The sequence below is a fragment of the Pseudomonas sp. KB-10 genome (assembly GCF_018221585.1).
GTDB lineage: Bacteria > Pseudomonadota > Gammaproteobacteria > Pseudomonadales > Pseudomonadaceae > Aquipseudomonas > Aquipseudomonas yangonensis.
This window is the reverse complement of sequence record NZ_QYYB01000005.1, coordinates 137,252-153,409: the sequence shown is the minus strand read 5'-3', so window position 1 is coordinate 153,409 and position 16,158 is coordinate 137,252. Positions and strand designations below refer to the sequence as shown.

The 16,158-nt window shown below is 58.7% G+C and carries 17 protein-coding genes; all 17 read right to left on the bottom strand.

All coding sequences use genetic code 11. The features are described from left to right. Positions 1-4 precede the first annotated feature (4 nt). Entirely contained in the window at positions 5-775 is a 771-nt protein-coding gene (locus tag DXK50_RS15440) for a TraX family protein (RefSeq protein WP_349292099.1), read from the bottom strand. Next, the gene (locus tag DXK50_RS15435; protein WP_212630924.1) at positions 772-2,466 is read right to left on the bottom strand and encodes a phospholipase effector Tle1 domain-containing protein; all 1,695 of its coding nucleotides are present in this window, start codon (positions 2,464-2,466) and stop codon (positions 772-774) included. Before DXK50_RS15435 ends, DXK50_RS15440 begins: the two co-directional genes overlap by 4 nt. A gap of 65 nt (positions 2,467-2,531) precedes the next feature. Beyond that, positions 2,532-3,365 (bottom strand): hypothetical protein, encoded by an 834-nt coding sequence (locus DXK50_RS15430; RefSeq protein ID WP_212630923.1) that lies wholly within the window; start codon positions 3,363-3,365, stop codon positions 2,532-2,534. Beyond that, on the bottom strand, positions 3,362-5,056 hold the full coding sequence (locus DXK50_RS15425; protein ID WP_249186888.1) for a phospholipase effector Tle1 domain-containing protein: 1,695 nt from the start codon (positions 5,054-5,056) through the stop codon (positions 3,362-3,364). The genes DXK50_RS15430 and DXK50_RS15425 overlap by 4 nt, the downstream gene beginning before the upstream one ends. A gap of 76 nt (positions 5,057-5,132) precedes the next feature. Next, on the bottom strand, positions 5,133-5,867 hold the full coding sequence (locus tag DXK50_RS24980) for a hypothetical protein (protein WP_249186887.1): 735 nt from the start codon (positions 5,865-5,867) through the stop codon (positions 5,133-5,135). After that, positions 5,864-6,472 carry a lysozyme family protein gene (locus DXK50_RS15415; RefSeq protein WP_212630922.1) on the bottom strand — a complete coding sequence of 203 codons (609 nt, stop codon included), beginning with the start codon at positions 6,470-6,472 and terminating at the stop codon, positions 5,864-5,866. Before DXK50_RS15415 ends, DXK50_RS24980 begins: the two co-directional genes overlap by 4 nt. Positions 6,473-6,587: 115 nt before the next feature. Next, complete coding sequence (locus tag DXK50_RS15410; RefSeq protein ID WP_212630921.1) at positions 6,588-8,288, bottom strand: phospholipase effector Tle1 domain-containing protein; 1,701 nt, start codon at positions 8,286-8,288, stop codon at positions 6,588-6,590. Between the two features lie 76 nt (positions 8,289-8,364). After that, positions 8,365-9,252 (bottom strand): hypothetical protein, encoded by an 888-nt coding sequence (locus DXK50_RS24975; RefSeq protein WP_249186886.1) that lies wholly within the window; start codon positions 9,250-9,252, stop codon positions 8,365-8,367. 76 nt (positions 9,253-9,328) lie between these two features. Beyond that, the gene (locus tag DXK50_RS15400) at positions 9,329-9,787 is read right to left on the bottom strand and encodes a hypothetical protein (protein WP_212630920.1); all 459 of its coding nucleotides are present in this window, start codon (positions 9,785-9,787) and stop codon (positions 9,329-9,331) included. Between the two features lie 158 nt (positions 9,788-9,945). Continuing rightward, positions 9,946-10,218 carry a DUF2235 domain-containing protein gene (locus DXK50_RS15395; RefSeq protein ID WP_212630919.1) on the bottom strand — a complete coding sequence of 91 codons (273 nt, stop codon included), beginning with the start codon at positions 10,216-10,218 and terminating at the stop codon, positions 9,946-9,948. 28 nt (positions 10,219-10,246) lie between these two features. Beyond that, a complete protein-coding gene (locus DXK50_RS15390) occupies positions 10,247-10,699 on the bottom strand; it encodes a hypothetical protein (RefSeq protein ID WP_212630918.1) in 453 nt (150 codons plus the stop codon). A gap of 361 nt (positions 10,700-11,060) precedes the next feature. Then, positions 11,061-11,363, bottom strand: a complete 303-nt coding sequence (locus tag DXK50_RS15385) for a TrbM/KikA/MpfK family conjugal transfer protein (protein ID WP_212630917.1) — start codon at positions 11,361-11,363, stop codon at positions 11,061-11,063. Between the two features lie 13 nt (positions 11,364-11,376). Further along, the gene (gene trbL, locus DXK50_RS25210; protein WP_212630916.1) at positions 11,377-13,086 is read right to left on the bottom strand and encodes a P-type conjugative transfer protein TrbL; all 1,710 of its coding nucleotides are present in this window, start codon (positions 13,084-13,086) and stop codon (positions 11,377-11,379) included. 239 nt (positions 13,087-13,325) lie between these two features. Beyond that, the gene (gene trbK / locus DXK50_RS15375) at positions 13,326-13,502 is read right to left on the bottom strand and encodes an entry exclusion lipoprotein TrbK (protein WP_212630915.1); all 177 of its coding nucleotides are present in this window, start codon (positions 13,500-13,502) and stop codon (positions 13,326-13,328) included. Between the two features lie 12 nt (positions 13,503-13,514). Further along, positions 13,515-14,294 carry a P-type conjugative transfer protein TrbJ gene (trbJ, locus tag DXK50_RS15370; RefSeq protein ID WP_212630914.1) on the bottom strand — a complete coding sequence of 260 codons (780 nt, stop codon included), beginning with the start codon at positions 14,292-14,294 and terminating at the stop codon, positions 13,515-13,517. Between the two features lie 22 nt (positions 14,295-14,316). Continuing rightward, complete coding sequence (locus DXK50_RS15365; protein ID WP_212630913.1) at positions 14,317-15,708, bottom strand: TrbI/VirB10 family protein; 1,392 nt, start codon at positions 15,706-15,708, stop codon at positions 14,317-14,319. Between the two features lie 6 nt (positions 15,709-15,714). After that, on the bottom strand, positions 15,715-16,158 hold the full coding sequence (locus DXK50_RS15360) for a conjugal transfer protein TrbH (protein WP_249186885.1): 444 nt from the start codon (positions 16,156-16,158) through the stop codon (positions 15,715-15,717).

Sequence of the window (16,158 nt, the reverse complement as noted above, 5' to 3'; positions counted from 1 at the left end):
CTCCTCATATCAGGAAGAGGTAGCCGGCCTTGGCCATCGGAATGCGGATCAGCCATAGCGCCAACAGGTGCAGCGGATAGTAGGTATAGAACAGCCAGCGCCAGCGAGGCAGAGCGGGACCTATTTGGGTGGCAGCCAGCACCAGCGGCAAGACTGCGAACGCCCAGGCGTTGCCATTGATTTGGCAGAGCGCGGCGAGCGACAGGAGAATGCACGCCGCTGCCCGCATGCCAGGACGCCGGACGTACCAGCCAACGCTCAACCCCAGCAGCACGGCCGGCCACCAGAACTCAACAAAGGCCCCACCGAGGACGACCACCGCCGCCGCGACGCTCCAGTAAAACGGCCGGCCGGTTGCCGCGCGCTCGCAGGCCGCGGTCGCCAGGGTGATCACCAGCAGGGTGAAAAGGATGTTCAGCGGGTACCACCCCTTCAGCAACCCGCCCAGAGCAACGAAAGGCGGTGTCGCCAGCGCCCCGAATAGGACCAGGCGCAGCGCGGTTCGACGGTAAGCACCTTTCTCCCCTGCGCCCGGACGCGCCAGGTTGCAGGCCAATACGACTACGAACAGCGGCATTGCCAAGCGCCCGGCCTCGAACAGCAGCGGCAGCGTCTCGTTGAACAGGTATTTGTTCACGTGATCGCCTGTCATCAGGAGCAGCGCCAGCCACTTCAGCGCCTCCAGCGCCCCATCGGCGAGCCGCAGCCGGGGTAGTCGACCTGCCCCCCCGCTCATCCCCAGTGAGGACGGTTGCCAAACTTTGATCTGTCTCACCGACGCATCGCCTTGCTCAGTCCCGCATCCTGCTCCAGCTTCGGCGCCAGATTGCGGGCCAGATCCTCGATGCCCTTCTCATGGACAATCGCGGTGCTCTTGCCGACCTGATAAGTGCGGTTGGGATCGCAATCGCGGCGGTCATGAATGACGAACTCATTGGTCTGGCCGATCTTCTGCAGAATGTGATGATCGTCCATAGCCACCACCATTCCGCTGAATGCCCTGCGTCCGCTTTGCGAGGCTTCGCCTATGCTGGCTGAGGGGTTGAGGCCACGGGCCTTGTCTTCCATGGCCTTGAACGAGTCGCTTCGTAGCTGGGCTTGGGGAGCTTGTTGTTGGCCTTGTTTGACACCTTGGGGCTCCGGCACGGGTTGCAGGTTCAAGTTTTCGATGTAGGTCACACTGGGACGCGATGCTTTGAGTTCGCCGGACAACTTGTTACTTTGCTCGCGCGCAACCGTGCTTGCCTGTACACGTGTCTGCTCCACACGATCCAGTGCTTCATCGAGTGCCTGCTGTGGGTCATCCTTGCCCACGAACCGGGCAACCCCCGATAGCGCCTGTCGCCCAAGATCGGTCAGTCGATTGCCTATGTTTTCAGCAGTCCGCACCACGCTGGAGCGGCTAAGGCTGTCATCATTTTCAAAGACAACACCACGACCAGCGGCTCCATGTTCAAACGGCTGTTTTTGACGGTCGAAAACATTGAAATAGCCCCGTTCCATGGGGAACGGCGTGTTATTGACCTTTTGGAACGAACCATCGGCGCCACGGGCGAACGCCTCGTTGCCCGCCTTCAGGCGCGAATCGATCAGCGCCTCCTGGACCTTCTCCGGGCTCTTGATCAGCTCGTTGTATTGCTCGATGCGTTGCACGTCTTCCTGCTGCATCGGCTTCATTTCGATCCCGGCCGATTGCAGGCGATCGTACATCACTGCCAGCGGCCCGGCCGCGAGCACATCATTGCGATAGCCTCCGCCGATCTGCGAGTGCGCACCGGCGAACTTCAGCTCCTCGATGCGCGAGTTGTCGTCGTTTCGCAGAGCGCTGGTCAGGCGAAAGGTATCGCGGTACTCGTTCATCGCCACCAGGTGGGTGGTCGAGTCGACGTTCTTGCCGATCTCCAGGTTCTTGCCCAGATGGGTATCGGACATCGCGTTGCCGTAGGAGGCCACGGTGTCAAAAATACCCAGCTTGTTCACATGGGCCTGCCCCGGTGGAATCAGGAAGTCGCCGGTGGGCTGCCCCTGAGCATCGAGCTTCGGTACGCCGCGCTCGACGAACTCGTTGGCCAAGACACGAGATTGCGCCGCGCCCCGGCTGAAGCCGACGATGTTCACGTCGACCTTCTGGTCCGGGTACTTGTTGTGAAAGGCTACGATGGCGTCGTAGGCCTGATCGATACGCTCCTTGCCACCCAGCCCGCTACCGCCTTCAGCCAGGGATCGCAGGCTGACGTTGGATTGGCTGCCCACTCCATCGAAATACACTTTCTCGGACTGGCCGGAGTGATCATGAGCGTCATACTGCCGGGGCTCGTGCCCAGAGTTGCGCGCCAGGTTGGTGCCCTTGGCCTGATCCGCCTCGTACAACCGCGCGACATTCGTGTGAGCCCCTTTGGGTGTGTCGAGGTCTTTGTTGTTGCCGGTGCCATCGAAATACACCGTAAAACGCAATGCATCGCTCATATCATATCCCTATGAATATCCCACCGGCCAGATAGGTGCGATCTTATGATCATGCCGCAACGACCTCAGGTGCCGGGCTTGTTAAGGGTTTCGATCAGGCTTTGGACACCAGCGCCAGCACTTTCCAAGTAACTGCGCTGGAAGTCCCGGCTCATGTTGCCCAGTGGCGATTTGATCAGCGCATCTCCGGCCGCACGAATGGTGAGGGCATTGAATTCCTTAGCCATTGCCTTGACGCTCTCGGCACGAGCCGCAGGGTCGTTATAGGGCTTCTGATACCAGGTCGAAATCTGGTAATCCACATCGTTTGCCTGATAGGCGGTGATCAAATGATTGAATAGATCAAAGAGAGACTCACGGGCAAGCGTCGGGTCGATGTTGTTTTCCTTGAACACCTTGTCGACACTCTGGCACGCAGCCGTGGCGAGTTCTTCGTTGGTGTAACCGTTCATGGGAGGGAATACACCCTCAGGTAGCGTAGTGCTGCTGGCGTTCGATGGTTTTTGGCCCTGATTGTCTTGCATGGAAAACTCCTTGGCTTGGAGCGGAGAAGTAGTAGGGAGGAGCACGCAGGCTCCCAGCACGAGGGGAATTAGCGAACTCAGGCGCAGCCGCACGCTGAAGCTCTTGACGCAGCTAGAAGCCGTATCGGCGGAAGATGCGTTGGTACCGATGGTTAGGTGGTTCAATCGATTTCTCCCTGTAGCCACCTCATGGCGGGTTCCTGGTTCATCTTGTTCATTAGCGGAAGGCTCCCGGCGTTCGTCAATGAGTTCCGTGTCGCCTGTAAACACGGGCTCCGTCAATTGCTCCCCAACCAGCAGGCGCCGGGGTATATAGGCGGCGTCTGCGCCGGCCCCGGTGTGACATCCCACTGGGGGCAGAGCATCCTTGATCATCGACGCATCGCCTTGCTCAGTCCCGTATCCTGCTCCAGCTTCGGCGCCAGATTGCGGGCCAGATCCTCGATGCCCTTCTCATGGACAATCGCGGTGCTCTTGCCGACCTGATAAGTGCGGTTGGGATCGCAATCGCGGCGGTCATGAATGACGAACTCATTGGTCTGGCCGATCTTCTGCAGAATGTGATGATCGTCCATGGCCACTACCATTCCGCTGAATGCCTTGCGTCCGCTTTGCGAGGCTTCGCCTATGCTGGCCGACGGATTGAGCGAGCGCGCCTTGTCCTCCATAGACTTGAAGGAGTCGCTGCGTTGCTGGGCCTGGGGGGAAGGCTGATGGCCCGGCCTCCCATTTTGGGGCACCGGGACAGCCTGAAGGTTGAGTCCTTCGATGTAGGCTGCATTCGGGCGGGATGATCGTAGTTCCTCTGACAGGGCTGCGCTCTGCGCCTGCGAAGTTGCAGCGAGTTCTGCCCGGTATTTCTGCAGGACCCCCATGTCCTTTTCGACTGCCTGATCGCGGGTCTCGAGTCCAATGAAGCGGGCCGTGGCCGATAGCGCCTTCTGACCTAATTCGCCGAGCCGGTTGGCAAAGCTTTCGAGGCCACGTTGAGTGCCAAGCTTGCTGAGCGAGCTGTCATTCTCGAAAATGACTCCCCGCCCGTTGGTCTGGTGCTCGAAGGGACGGCTCTGGCGATCGAAGACATTGATCGTACCGCGTTCCATCGCAAACGGCGTGTTATTGACTGTTTGGAGCGAACCATCGGCGCCACGGGCAAACGCCTCGTTGCCCGCCTTCAGGCGCGAATCGATCAGCGCCTCCTGGATCTTCTCCGGGCTCTTGATCAGCTCGTTGTACTGCTCGATGCGTTGCACGTCTTCCTGCTGCATCGGCTTCATTTCGATACCGGCCGATTGCAGGCGATCGTACATCACTGCCAGCGGCCCGGCCGCGAGCACATCATTGCGATAGCCTCCGCCGACCTGCGAGTGCGCACCGGCGAACTTCAGCTCCTCGATGCGCGAGTTGTCGTCATTGCGCAGGGCACTGGTCAGGCGGAAGGTATCGCGGTACTCGTTCATCGCCACCAGGTGGGTGGTCGAGTCGACGTTCTGGCCGATCTCCAGGTTCTTGCCCAGATGGGTATCGGACATCGCATTGCCGTAGGAGGCCACGGTGTCAAAAATACCCAGCTTGTTCACATGGGCCTGCCCCGGTGGAATCAGGAAGTCGCCGGTGGGCCGCCCCTGGGCATCGAGCTTCGGTACGCCGCGCTCGACGAACTCGTTGGCCAAGGCACGAGATTGCGCCGCGCCCCGGCTGAAGCCGACGATATTCACGTCGACCTTATGGTCCGGGTACTTGTTGTGAAAGGCTACGATGGCATCGTAGGCCTGGTCGATACGCTCCTGACCTCCCAGACCAGTACCGGCCTCCAGCACAAAACGCGGGGTAATGCCGGCCTGGCTGCCGACCCCGTCGAAGTAGACCTTCTCCGATTGCCCGGTGCGCTCGTGGGCATCGTATTGCTGCGGCGCATGCCCCGAATTGCGCGCCAGGTTGGTGCCCTTGGCGGTATCCAATTCGTAGAGGCGGGCCACGTTGGTCTGCGTGCCCTCGGGGGTATTCAGGTCCTTGTTGTTGCCGGTGCCGTCGAAGTACACCGTGAAGCGCAATGCATCGCTCATGTCACATCCCTATTAATCGCCATGCCGGTCAGCCAGAAAGACCGAGCGGACTGGGCAATCTCCTACCGGACTTTATTCAGGAGCCCGGCTTGTTCAAGGTCACGATCAGATCATGGACGCCATCACCGGCGGCAGTGATGTAGCTGCGCAAGAAGTCATCACTCTTGTGCAGCAAAGGGGAACCCTTAAGAGAAGCCGTAGCCGCATGCACGGCTAGGGCACCAAAATTCTCCGCCATCGCAGCAACGCTCTCGGTGCGGCCGGCAGGAACATCGTAAGGTTTCTGGTACCAAGTCGAAATCTGGTACTCCGTATTCTGCGACTCAAGCGCCTGATTGAGGTGGTCGGCCAGCGCGATCAGAGACTCGCGCGCCAGCGTCGGGTCAATATCGTTTGCTTTCATTAGAGCTTCGACGCGCTGGCACGCTGCCGCAATCAGGTCCGCGTGGGTATATCCCTTCATAGGCGGAAACACGCCATCGGGTAGTTTCATGCCAGGGGTATAGGGCTGGTACTGATCTTGATTTTCTTGCATGGAAAACTCCTGGGCGTGAAGCGGGGAAGAGTTGATCGGCAGGAGTACGCAGGCTCCCAGCACGAGCGGCACGATTGTGCTCAAGCGTAATCGCGACCAGAGGCTTTGGCTCCAGCGCGGAGTGTTGTAGGCCTGCGGCGTACCGGTAATTGAGTAGCTCAATCGATCTCTCCCCGAATCCGCATCGAGATGGGTCCTTATTTGTTTTCGTAGCCTTACGGGGGATTTCTGGTTTTCGCCGACGAATGTCGTGGCGCCTGTGATCACGGGCTTCATTCAGTGCTCTCCACCAGCAGACGCCGAGGTACATAGGCGGACGTCTGTGCCGACCCCGGAGCGACATCCCGCTGTGCGGAAGTTGCCTGCAGCGCGGGCTCTACCTCAGCGGTGGCGGTGGGGGTTCCAGCCAGTGAGCCGGAGAATACAGAGTGCTGCTCAACCTGCTGTGTGGCGAAGCGCTCATCCAGCCAATCGGCCCAGTACGCAGCGCGACGCATGATGAGCTGACGGTAGCGTGCATTGACCTCTGGCGTACGTGAGTGGTAGTTGGCCACGCGAGTCCAGAGGTCGCCACTGTCGTTGCGCACATGGCCGCGGATGCGCCAGGCGGCCAGGTCGTAGGAGTAACAGCCACCTTTCTCCACATCTTCGGGAGTGATGCCGTAGCGCGACAAATCCTGTAGGTAAGCGGTATTGAACTGCATGGGACCCACGTCGTAGGTCCCATTGCTGTTACGTACCCACTGGCCAGGCTTGCCGCCCTCCTGAGCGGAAACGGCCAGCACGACGTTTACCGGCAATTCGTACTTAACCGCCGCCATGATCGAGCAGGCAACCGGCTCGCTCAGTGCGGGTGGCGGAACGTCGGCAACAAAAGGCATCGCGGCGGGCCTCAGATGAACTCGGCGAAGAATTCGCCGATAGCTGACAGGGATTCACGACGTATGTCGGCGAATGCCGTGGTGTCTGGGTGACAGCCTGCTTCATGGGAATAGCTCACCGGCGCACCGCCTTGCTCAGACCGGCATCCTGCTCCAGTTTCGGAGTCAGATTGCGGGCCAGATCCTCGATGCCCTTCTCATGGACAATCGCGGTGCTCTTGCCGACCTGATAAGTGCGGTTGGGATCGCAATCGCGGCGGTCATGAATGACGAACTCATTGGTCTGGCCGATCTTCTGCAGAATGTGATGATCGTCCATGGCCACTACCATTCCGCTGAATGCCCTGCGTCCGCTCTGCGAAGCCTCGCCGACGCTGGCGGATGGATTGAGCGAGCGCGCCTTGTCCTCCATGGACTTGAAAGAGTCGCTGCGTTGCTGGGTCTGGGTGGAGGGTTGATGGCTCTGTCTCGCATTCTGGGGCAGCGGCACAGTCTGAAGGTTGAGCCCTTCGATGTACTGGCTATCGGGTCGGGAGGAGTTCAGCAAGCTTTCCAGCTCTCTTCCCTGATCTAATGCAGTTGCCGTCTGCATTCTCTGTAGCTGCTGATCAAAGACTGTCTCGCGGCGAATCTCTTTCCGCTCGGCACGTTTGTCCAAGCCAAAGAACTGAGCTGCACGATCCTTAAGCTTGTCGCCCACTTGAGCAAACCAACCACCTACGGCCTCAACTCCGCGCTGTATCCTGGTCTTACTCAGAGCGTCGTCGTTCTCGAAGATGACACCCCGTCCATTGGTCTGGTGCTCGAAGGGACGGCTCTGGCGATCGAAGACATTGAAATAGCCCCGTTCCATCTCAAACGGCGTGTTATTGATCGTTTGGAACGAACCATCGGCGCCACGGGCGAACGCCTCGTTGCCCGCCTTCAGGCGCGAATCGATCAGCGCCTCCTGGATCTTCTCCGGGCTCTTGATCAGCTCGTTGTACTGCTCGATGCGTTGCACGTCTTCCTGCTGCATCGGCTTCATTTCGATACCGGCCGATTGCAGGCGATCGTACATCACTGCCAGCGGCCCGGCCGCGAGCACATCATTGCGATAGCCTCCGCCGACCTGCGAGTGCGCACCGGCGAACTTCAGCTCCTCGATGCGCGAGTTGTCGTCGTTTCGCAGTGCGCTGGTCAGGCGAAAGGTATCGCGGTACTCGTTCATCGCCACCAGGTGGGTGGTCGAGTCGACGTTCTTGCCGATCTCCAGGTTCTTGCCCAGATGGGTATCGGACATCGCGTTGCCGTATGAGGCCACGGTGTCAAAGATACCCAGCTTGTTCACATGGGCCTGCCCCGGCGGAATCAGGAAATCGCCCGTGGGCCGCCCCTGGGCATCCAGCTTTGGCACTCCGCGTTCGATAAATTCGTTGGCCAAGGCGCGGGACTGCGCCGCGCCACGGCTGAAGCCGACGATGTTCACGTCGACCTTCTGGTCCGGGTACTTGTTGTGAAAGGCTACGACGGCATCGTAGGCCTGGTCGATACGCTCCTGACCTCCCAGACCAGTACCGGCCTCCAGCACAAAACGCGGGGTAATGCCGGCCTGGCTGCCGACCCCGTCGAAGTAGACCTTCTCCGATTGCCCGGTGCGCTCGTGGGCATCGTATTGCTGCGGCGCATGCCCCGAATTGCGCGCCAGGTTAGTGCCCTTGGCGGTATCCAGTTCGTAGAGGCGGGCCACGTTGGTCTGCGTGCCCTCGGGGGTATTCAAGTCCTTGTTGTTGCCGGTGCCGTCGAAGTACACCGTGAAGCGCAATGCATCGCTCATGTCACATCCCTATTAATCGCCATGCCGGTCAGCCAGAAAGACCGAGCGGACTGGGCAATCTCCTACCGGACTTTATTCAGGAGCCCGGCTTGTTCAAGGTCACGATCAGGTCATGGACGGCATCGCCAGCGGCACCAATAAATTCGCCATAGAACTCGCGCCCCTTATAGAGCAATGGGGAGCCTTCCATCGAATCAGAGGCTCCGTCTACCGCCGCTGCGCCGAAATGCTCTCCCATACGCTCGACGCTGTTTCTGCGCCCGTTAGGATCGTCATAGGGCTTCTGATACCAACTGGAAATTTGATATTCCACCCCTTGCTCTTCGAACTTGGCGTTGAGATGAGTCGCCAACGCGATCAGTGTTTCCCGAATCAACGTAGGATCGACGTCATTGGCCTTGAGAAGGGCTTCGACCCTCGTAGCGGCCGCCGCAATCAGATCGGCGTGGGTGTATCCCGGCATAGGCGGAAACACGCCATCGGGTAGTTTCATACCAAGGGTATAGGGTTGGTACTGGCCTTGTTTGTTTTTCATGGAAAACTCCTGGGCGTGAAGCGGGGAAGATGTGGTCAGCAGCAATACGCAGACTCCCAGCACGAATGGCACAAATGAGTTCAGACGTAACCGCGACCAGCGGCTCGGACTCCGGCGCGGAGTGTGGGCGTGCGGCGTACCGGTAGTCGGGTGGTTCAATCGGTCTCTCCTTGCATCCGCATCGAGATGGGTTCTTGTTTTCGCTGTCTGCCGCCCCCCGTCGAAGTAGACCTTCTCCGATTGCCCGGTGCGCTTGTGGGCATCGTATTGCTGCGGCGCATGCCCCGAATTGCGCGCCAGGTTGGTGCCCTTGGCGGTATCCAGTTCGTAGAGGCGGGCCACGTTGGTCTGCGTGCCCTCGGGGGTATTCAAGTCCTTGTTGTTGCCGGTGCCGTCGAAGTACACCGTGAAGCGCAATGCATCGCTCATGTCACATCCCTATTAATCGCCATGCCGGTCAGCCAGAAAGACCGAGCGGACTGGGCAATCTCCTACCGAACTTTATTCAGGAGCCCGGCTTATTCAGGGTCACTATCAGGTCATGGACGCCATCGCCGGCGGTCCCGATAAACTCTTTGTAAAACTCCCGCCCCTTCAACAGCAAAGGCGAGCCGCTCAACGAATCAGCGGCACCATCTACCGCCGCTGCGCCGAAATGCTCTCCCATACGCTCGACGCTGTTTCTGCGCCCGTTAGGATCGTCATAGGGCTTCTGATACCAACTGGAAATTTGATATTCCACCCCTTGCTCTTCAAACTTGGCGTTGAGATGAGTCGCCAACGCGATCAGCGTTTCCCGAATCAACGTAGGGTCGACGTCATTGGCCTTGAGAAGGGCTTCTACCCTCGTAGCGGCCGCTGCAATCAGATCGGCGTGGGTGTACCCCGGCATAGGCGGAAACACGCCATCGGGTAGCTTCATGCCAGGGGTATAGGGTTGGTAATGACCTTGCTTGTCTTTCATGGAAAACTCCTGGGCGTGAAGCGGGGAAGAGTTGATCGGCAGGAGTACGCAGGCTCCCAGCACGAGCGGCACGATTGTGCTCAAGCGTAATCGCGACCAGAGTCTCTGACTCCGGCGCGGAGTGTTGTGGGCCTGCGGTGTACCGGTAATTGAGTGGTTCAATCGATCTCTCCCTGTATCCGCATCGAGATGGGTTCTTGTTTTCGCTGGCTGCCGACCCCGTCGAAATAGACCTTCTCCGATTGCCCGGTGCGCTCGTGGGCATCGTATTGCTGCGGCGCATGCCCCGAATTGCGCGCCAGGTTGGTGCCCTTGGCGGTATCCAATTCGTAGAGGCGGGCCACGTTGGTCTGCGTGCCCTCGGGGGTATTCAAGTCCTTGTTGTTGCCGGTGCCGTCGAAATACACCGTGAAACGAATCGAATCATTCATCTCATGTCCTTATGAACAAACGCTGTGATCAATTCTTGTTCAATGCCAGAATCAGATCGCTTACCGCGTCCCCCGATTGATCCATGAATTGGCCGTAGAATTCCTTGCCCTTGTGCAGGAGCGGCGATCCGCTTAAGGAATCAGCCGCAGCCTCCAGTGCGACGGCCCCGAATTGTTCGGCCATGCTGTCGACACTGTGCTTGCGCAGTTGTGGGCTGTCATACGGTTTCTGGTACCAGGTGGCGATCTGATACTCCACCCCCTCCTTCTCGAACTCAGCATTCAAGTGGGTAGCCAGCGCAATGAGCGTCTCGCGAATCAACGTGGGATCGATATCCTGGGTCTTCAGGAAATTCTCCGTACGCTCGCAAGCGACGGCGATCAATTCCGCATGGGTGTAGCCGGGCATAGGCGGAAACACGCCATCGGGTAGCTTCATGCCAGGGGTATAGGGTTGGTAATGACCTTGCTTGTCTTTCATGGAAAACTCCTGGGCGTGAAGCGGGGAAGAGGTGATCGGTAGGAGTACGCAGGCTCCCAGCACGAGCGGCACGATTGTGCTCAAGCGTAATCGCGACCAGAGGCTTTGGCTCCAGCGCGAAGTGCGGGCGGGCGGCGTACCGGTAGTCGAGCGGTTCAATCGATCTCTCCCTGCATCTGCATCGAGGCGGATTTCTGTTTCATTTCGCTCCCCGGCGGGAGGCTCTTGGCGCTCGCCGACGGCCTCCGTGACGCCTGCGATCACGGGCTCCATCACTGGCAGCTCGCATGATCGAACAGGCAACCAGCTCGCTCAGGGCGGGTGGCGGAACGTCGGCAACGAAAGGCGTCGCAGCCGGGCCTTAGATGACCTTACCGAACTTATTGTTAATCGCCTTGGTCGCACCCGAATCGGCCGCCGGACAACTGTCGAGGAATGACTGTCGCGCATCCGCCGTCTGGCTCAGTTTGATCTTGCCTTTCTTCTTCTTGACGATGTCGAAGTAGTCGGCGACCGGGCCGTCACAATTTTCCACCGTGCCGGCGCCCTTGAGTTTGCCCCACATGCACAGCACAGTGGCGCACGGATCCTTGGCCTGGGCCGGAAGGGCGATGGTGAAGCTGACAGCCAGCATGGCCGCCGGGAGAATTTTGGCAATAGTCATAAGCACTCCTTGTTCAACTGTTTTCCTGTTTGCTGTCGCGGTAGGCTGCCACTTCGGAGGCCGGGTCGAAGTTGCGGCTGGACGAACTCGTGTCCAGGCCCGCCGGTTGTTTGCTGGCGCCGGGGTTGGAGATTTCCGCGGCGAGCCGCCCGCCCATGGTTTTGTCGATGCGCGACTGCGCCATACGGCCCGCCCCGGCGACCAGGTTGGCGCCCATGTCCAGGGCGATACGCCCCGCGGCTCCCATCTTGCTGGAGGAGGAGCCGCTGCCGGAACCACTGCCGGACTGGCCGCCAGTTGAATCGGCTACAGACTGCGCACTGCCGCTACCGGATGATGAACCACTATCTCCGCTGGCGCCGCCACCATCGGACGATGAACCTCCGCCGGCGTCAGCTGCTTGGGCCATGGAGCCAGCGCCGCTATCGGAGGCACCACCCGCCGAGCCACCGCCGGACGCCTCACCACCAGACGTGGTCATCACCGACATTGCAGAGGCGCCTCCTCCCATACCGCCGGAGGCTGCAGATGCCAGCCCCATGGCGGCACCCAGGGGGCTCGCGCCACCACCGGCACCTACGCCTACACCACTGCCACCTCCGCCGAATGCACCCGCCATACGGGATGCGATATCGGTTCCTGCAGCAACGTTGGATTGGGCACTCTTAAATGCCGAGTACATGGATTGGGCACCGCCCATCATGTTAGCTGCGCCGGATGCAATAGCGGAGCCGCCACCACTAAACGCTGCGGCTCCAGCTGAAGCCGCCATACTCGCTGCGCCTGCGAGAGTCGCGAAGGCCATCGTGTTGCCAATTCCCCCGCCTCCGACACTTGAGCCATTGATAATTCCAGCCAGCATTGGAGGAATCTTCGCAATGAGTGCCATGAGGACAATACAACAAACTAGCAAAGCGGCCATTGCCTTCAGATTTGCGCCATTAATGTCAGCGGCCAATGCTGCGTAATACTGGTCCAAGAATGTCTTACCAACAGATAGCAAGAGCAACATAGCTAAGATCTGCACAGCAAACCCCAGAACCGTCTTGAAGTAATTGATCGCAAGATCCGAAGTCCAGCGGGAGCCGCCGAAGCCAAGAAAAAATATTCCTGCGTATGCCAGAACCCAAGCAGAAATGGTCAGCAGCAACATATTAATGCCGATCACTACGAGCGTCATAAGAATCGCTAATCCCATGAGAACGCCTGCAATATTGAACGCCAGCTTGCTAGGCCAGAACGACATATTGTCCACAATCTTGGCGAATATATCGAAACCCAGTTGTACTATGCCGGAAGGTGTCAGGCCGATTTTGTCGTTATAGACAGGCAGACCACCGGCTTGCGCGCCCAACTTGGACAACGACTTCACCAGAGAGTCGGCATACTGCGGGCCGTTCTCTAGCAACCACCAGAAGAATCCTGTGAACATGATGAAACGAATCATTTCCGCAAAGAACTCGCCGATATCGGCTTTGCGTAGTGCCATCAGTCCAAAAGTCCAAACCATGCTAATGGTCGCCAGAATCCAAAAAAGACGGCTGGCGGCAGAGCTGATAATGGTTCGCCATCCACTGGCGGCATCGCTGAAACGCTGAAGGATAGTATCGAAGAAACCGATATCTGGCGCAGATTCAGCGGCTTGGGCGTGAACTGCCAAGAGCAATACAGCAGTTCCCATGACAAGAGATGCAATAGTTGAGTATCCCTTCTTAAAGTTCATATCTTCCTGCCAGTCCCATCAGAAGGTCTGCGGTTCGCGATGCTTGTAACCACCTCTGGTCATGCATCGTTCGACTAGGTCGTCTCGGGCATTGCCTGCCGCCAGCGTTTTCCAGTATGCGGATGAACACGTCTCCGAGCTCGCCTCTATTAGCCGTTCTTCCTCTTCCAGACAACCTGCTAGCAGTGTTGCCATCAGCAGCCACAACCAGCGAAATTGAGACGCAGGCATGTTCCGAATCACCGCGACATGCACCCCTCGACCAATGCATCTCGCTTGGAACCTTCCGGAAGCTTTTGATAATGCTCGGTAGAGCAGTTTTTATCATTGACCTCGTAGTCGGTATTCCCTTTGTCGCATGCGCTCAGAGTGAATACGGCCATGAGAATGGCAACGGACTGGGCAATAGCTGTCATGGTGGTGACTCCTTACCAGGTTTGTGGACTCGGTTTTTTATAACTGCCGCCGGACATGTTCCGCTCCGCCGCAGTGTTTCGCGCTTGCTGATCCTGCTCTGCGGCAGCTTTTGCAGCTAGAGCATTTTGCTGCGCTAGCATCAGGCCGCGAATCTGTAGCAATTGGTTGGCTTGCTGACTAGCGATCTGGTTAGCGTATTGAATGGCTTTGACCTGACCATCAGCAGTACTTGCCGCAGCTTGCAGTCTCTCAAGCTGTCGCGCGTCCGTTTTCAGGTTTTCCTGTTGTTGTGCAATTCCTTTGAACATGGCGTCATTGGCATGCTTCTGCGCCTCGGAGTGCAAGTCATCCTTTTTCTCCATTGCCGTCTTATCGCTGTCCGAACAGCCACCTAGCTGAAAACAGGATGAGTCCCTGTAGTAATTAATGTCTTGATACTTAGCTAAATAGGACTCCAGGCTCCCCGCCTGGTTTGTGTAGTAGCTGAGCATGTCTTGTGCCTGCATCAGCTTATTAATGGTCGCGTTAGCCTGATCCCATATATAGGCTGCAGGCGCTGCCGTGTTCTGGAGCATGTTCTCGTACTGGTCCAACTGGGTCTTGTATTGCTCGACCTGCTGGGCGTACTCCTCGATCTGCTTGAGGGTTTGCGCAACGCTCTCGAAGGCGGTCATCACGTTATTGGTGAGGTTGGCTCCATCAATGACCGGGATACCGGCGTGAGCCTGCAGGGTGAATCCGAGACCGGCCAAGAACGGAATGGCGGCTTTAAACAAGGGCATAGACTTCATCTTGCTCTCCTTGGCAAGTGTTTCAGTAGTCGAAAGCCTGGTAAGGCTTCGAGAACGTCATGTCTTTGGTGACCATCACGTTGAAGCGATAACCCGGACGGATTTCAATGGTCGGTGCGATGTTGAGGTTCTTTGCGATCATCTGCGCAGTTACCTGCCCCAGTTGCTGCCCCAGTGCCTCGCTCATGGCGCTACTCGCGGTTACGCGGTCACCGGTTCCACTGTCGCTGCTGTCCTGACTTAGGCTGATACCAGCAACGATTCCCGACATGAGAAAGGCGGAGCCGAAGATACGCAGATAGTGATTGTTGACTTTGTCATGCAGGCCCGAATAACCGGCACTGTCAGCACCCGGCATTGAGCCAATATCCATCGCCTTGCCATCGGGGAAGACGATGCGCTGCCAAGCCACCAGCACCCGCGACTGACCATAGGCCACGTCACTGGAATAGGAACCAACCAGGCGCGACCCCTGAGGAACCAGCAGATGCTTGCCGGTGGGTGTGTCGTACACACCTTGCGCGACCTGAGCGATGATCTGCCCCGGCAGTTCGGAGTTGATTCCAGAAATCAGCGTGGCCGGCATGACAAAACCTGCACGTAGCTCGTAGGGTGTGCGTGGTGCTTCGGCACTGGAGCCTAGCCGCCACCGGTCCTCGGAACTCTGGTTGCCGAACTGGTTGTAATCGTTGCCGGCTCCTCCACCGGTCCTCACCAAGAAGGGGGATTCACCGGCTGAGCTACCTCCCGCACCACTGCTGTCTCCTACACCCGCAGCGCGTAGCTCAGCCAGGCGCGCCTTGTAAGCGGCGGTAGGGTCACTATGGGATTGCTCCTGTACTCGCTGCCGAGCGGCCGCGATTCGGGCCAGAGCATCCTGTTGGCTGATCGGGCCATTGGCTGATTCACCTGAGCTGGCACGGCTGCGCGGCGCGTCGGCCTGGACGGTGCTGCGCGCACGCACGGCCTCCTGGAACTGTTGCATTTTCATGCGGCGGATGCGTTCCAACTCATCGGCATCGATGTTCGGTGGAAGCTCGCGAGGAGGCAGCGGTGGAGCGTCAAGATCGGTCGGGCGCACCACTTGTAGCTCCGCCGGTTGCTGCACCGGCTTTTCTTCCAGCGTGGGCACGACCAGCGGCTCTTCCTTCTCGGGCACGATCCCATCCAGGTCGATGCCCCGGATCTGCTGGGCGAACAGGCTGCTATTACCGGCCTTTTCCGCATTCTTCTCCGCAGGCTTGTTCTGCTGCTCGGCACGGTCAGCCGCGACCAGCAGCATGATCAGCAGGAACACCATAGCGGCACCGCCGATGATGTACATCGGCCAGTTGTTGACCCGGCGCACACCGCTATTACGACTGAGTGTACCGGGTGATGCGTCGGGAGACATCGCGTCGTTCTTGCTACTCATCGCACGTTACTCCTTACGTACCCAGACACCGGCCGCCTGCAGCCGGTCGTTCTGTACGATGTAGGCACGGCTGAGGGTCTCGCGTCCCACCAGCAGGGTGACTCGGTAGAGATTGCCATCGTTGGGGGTGTCGACGATGTAATTGACCTGCAGCGGTACATCCGTGCTGGCCGGCTTTTCCGCAGCCTTGGCCTGGAGGTTGAACTCCTGCAGCGAATAGCCCGAATCCCGCAACGAGCGCACCAGGGCGATACCGTAACCGTCGGTAGTTTCCTGAGCGATCTGCAGGCGTGTTTGGGCAGGCGGGTGCAAGGTGGCCAATTGGCGAACGGTGGCGCTGGCCAACTGCTGGTTGATCGCCGGCGTACTGTGCTCGGCGAAGTTGCCATAGGGACCGTTTGCGCAAGCGGCGAGCCAGAGGCAGGCGAAGAGTGCAATCCATGCGCGCAT

What these genes read in the sequence shown, in the direction of transcription:
- DXK50_RS15435 (WP_212630924.1), bottom strand. Translation starts at nt 2,466, where the DNA reads ATGAGCGATGCATTGCGTTTTACGGTGTATTTCGATGGCACCGGCAAC.
- DXK50_RS15430 (WP_212630923.1), bottom strand. Translation starts at nt 3,365, where the DNA reads ATGATCAAGGATGCTCTGCCCCCAGTGGGATGTCACACCGGGGCCGGC.
- DXK50_RS15425 (WP_249186888.1), bottom strand. Translation starts at nt 5,056, where the DNA reads ATGAGCGATGCATTGCGCTTCACGGTGTACTTCGACGGCACCGGCAAC.
- DXK50_RS24980 (WP_249186887.1), bottom strand. Translation starts at nt 5,867, where the DNA reads ATGAAGCCCGTGATCACAGGCGCCACGACATTCGTCGGCGAAAACCAG.
- DXK50_RS15415 (WP_212630922.1), bottom strand. Translation starts at nt 6,472, where the DNA reads ATGCCTTTTGTTGCCGACGTTCCGCCACCCGCACTGAGCGAGCCGGTT.
- DXK50_RS15410 (WP_212630921.1), bottom strand. Translation starts at nt 8,288, where the DNA reads ATGAGCGATGCATTGCGCTTCACGGTGTACTTCGACGGCACCGGCAAC.
- DXK50_RS24975 (WP_249186886.1), bottom strand. Translation starts at nt 9,252, where the DNA reads ATGAGCGATGCATTGCGCTTCACGGTGTACTTCGACGGCACCGGCAAC.
- DXK50_RS15400 (WP_212630920.1), bottom strand. Translation starts at nt 9,787, where the DNA reads ATGAAAGACAAGCAAGGTCATTACCAACCCTATACCCCTGGCATGAAG.
- DXK50_RS15395 (WP_212630919.1), bottom strand. Translation starts at nt 10,218, where the DNA reads ATGAATGATTCGATTCGTTTCACGGTGTATTTCGACGGCACCGGCAAC.
- DXK50_RS15390 (WP_212630918.1), bottom strand. Translation starts at nt 10,699, where the DNA reads ATGAAAGACAAGCAAGGTCATTACCAACCCTATACCCCTGGCATGAAG.
- DXK50_RS15385 (WP_212630917.1), bottom strand. Translation starts at nt 11,363, where the DNA reads ATGACTATTGCCAAAATTCTCCCGGCGGCCATGCTGGCTGTCAGCTTC.
- trbL (WP_212630916.1), bottom strand. Translation starts at nt 13,086, where the DNA reads ATGAACTTTAAGAAGGGATACTCAACTATTGCATCTCTTGTCATGGGA.
- trbK (WP_212630915.1), bottom strand. Translation starts at nt 13,502, where the DNA reads ATGACAGCTATTGCCCAGTCCGTTGCCATTCTCATGGCCGTATTCACT.
- trbJ (WP_212630914.1), bottom strand. Translation starts at nt 14,294, where the DNA reads ATGAAGTCTATGCCCTTGTTTAAAGCCGCCATTCCGTTCTTGGCCGGT.
- DXK50_RS15365 (WP_212630913.1), bottom strand. Translation starts at nt 15,708, where the DNA reads ATGAGTAGCAAGAACGACGCGATGTCTCCCGACGCATCACCCGGTACA.
- DXK50_RS15360 (WP_249186885.1), bottom strand. Translation starts at nt 16,158, where the DNA reads ATGCGCGCATGGATTGCACTCTTCGCCTGCCTCTGGCTCGCCGCTTGC.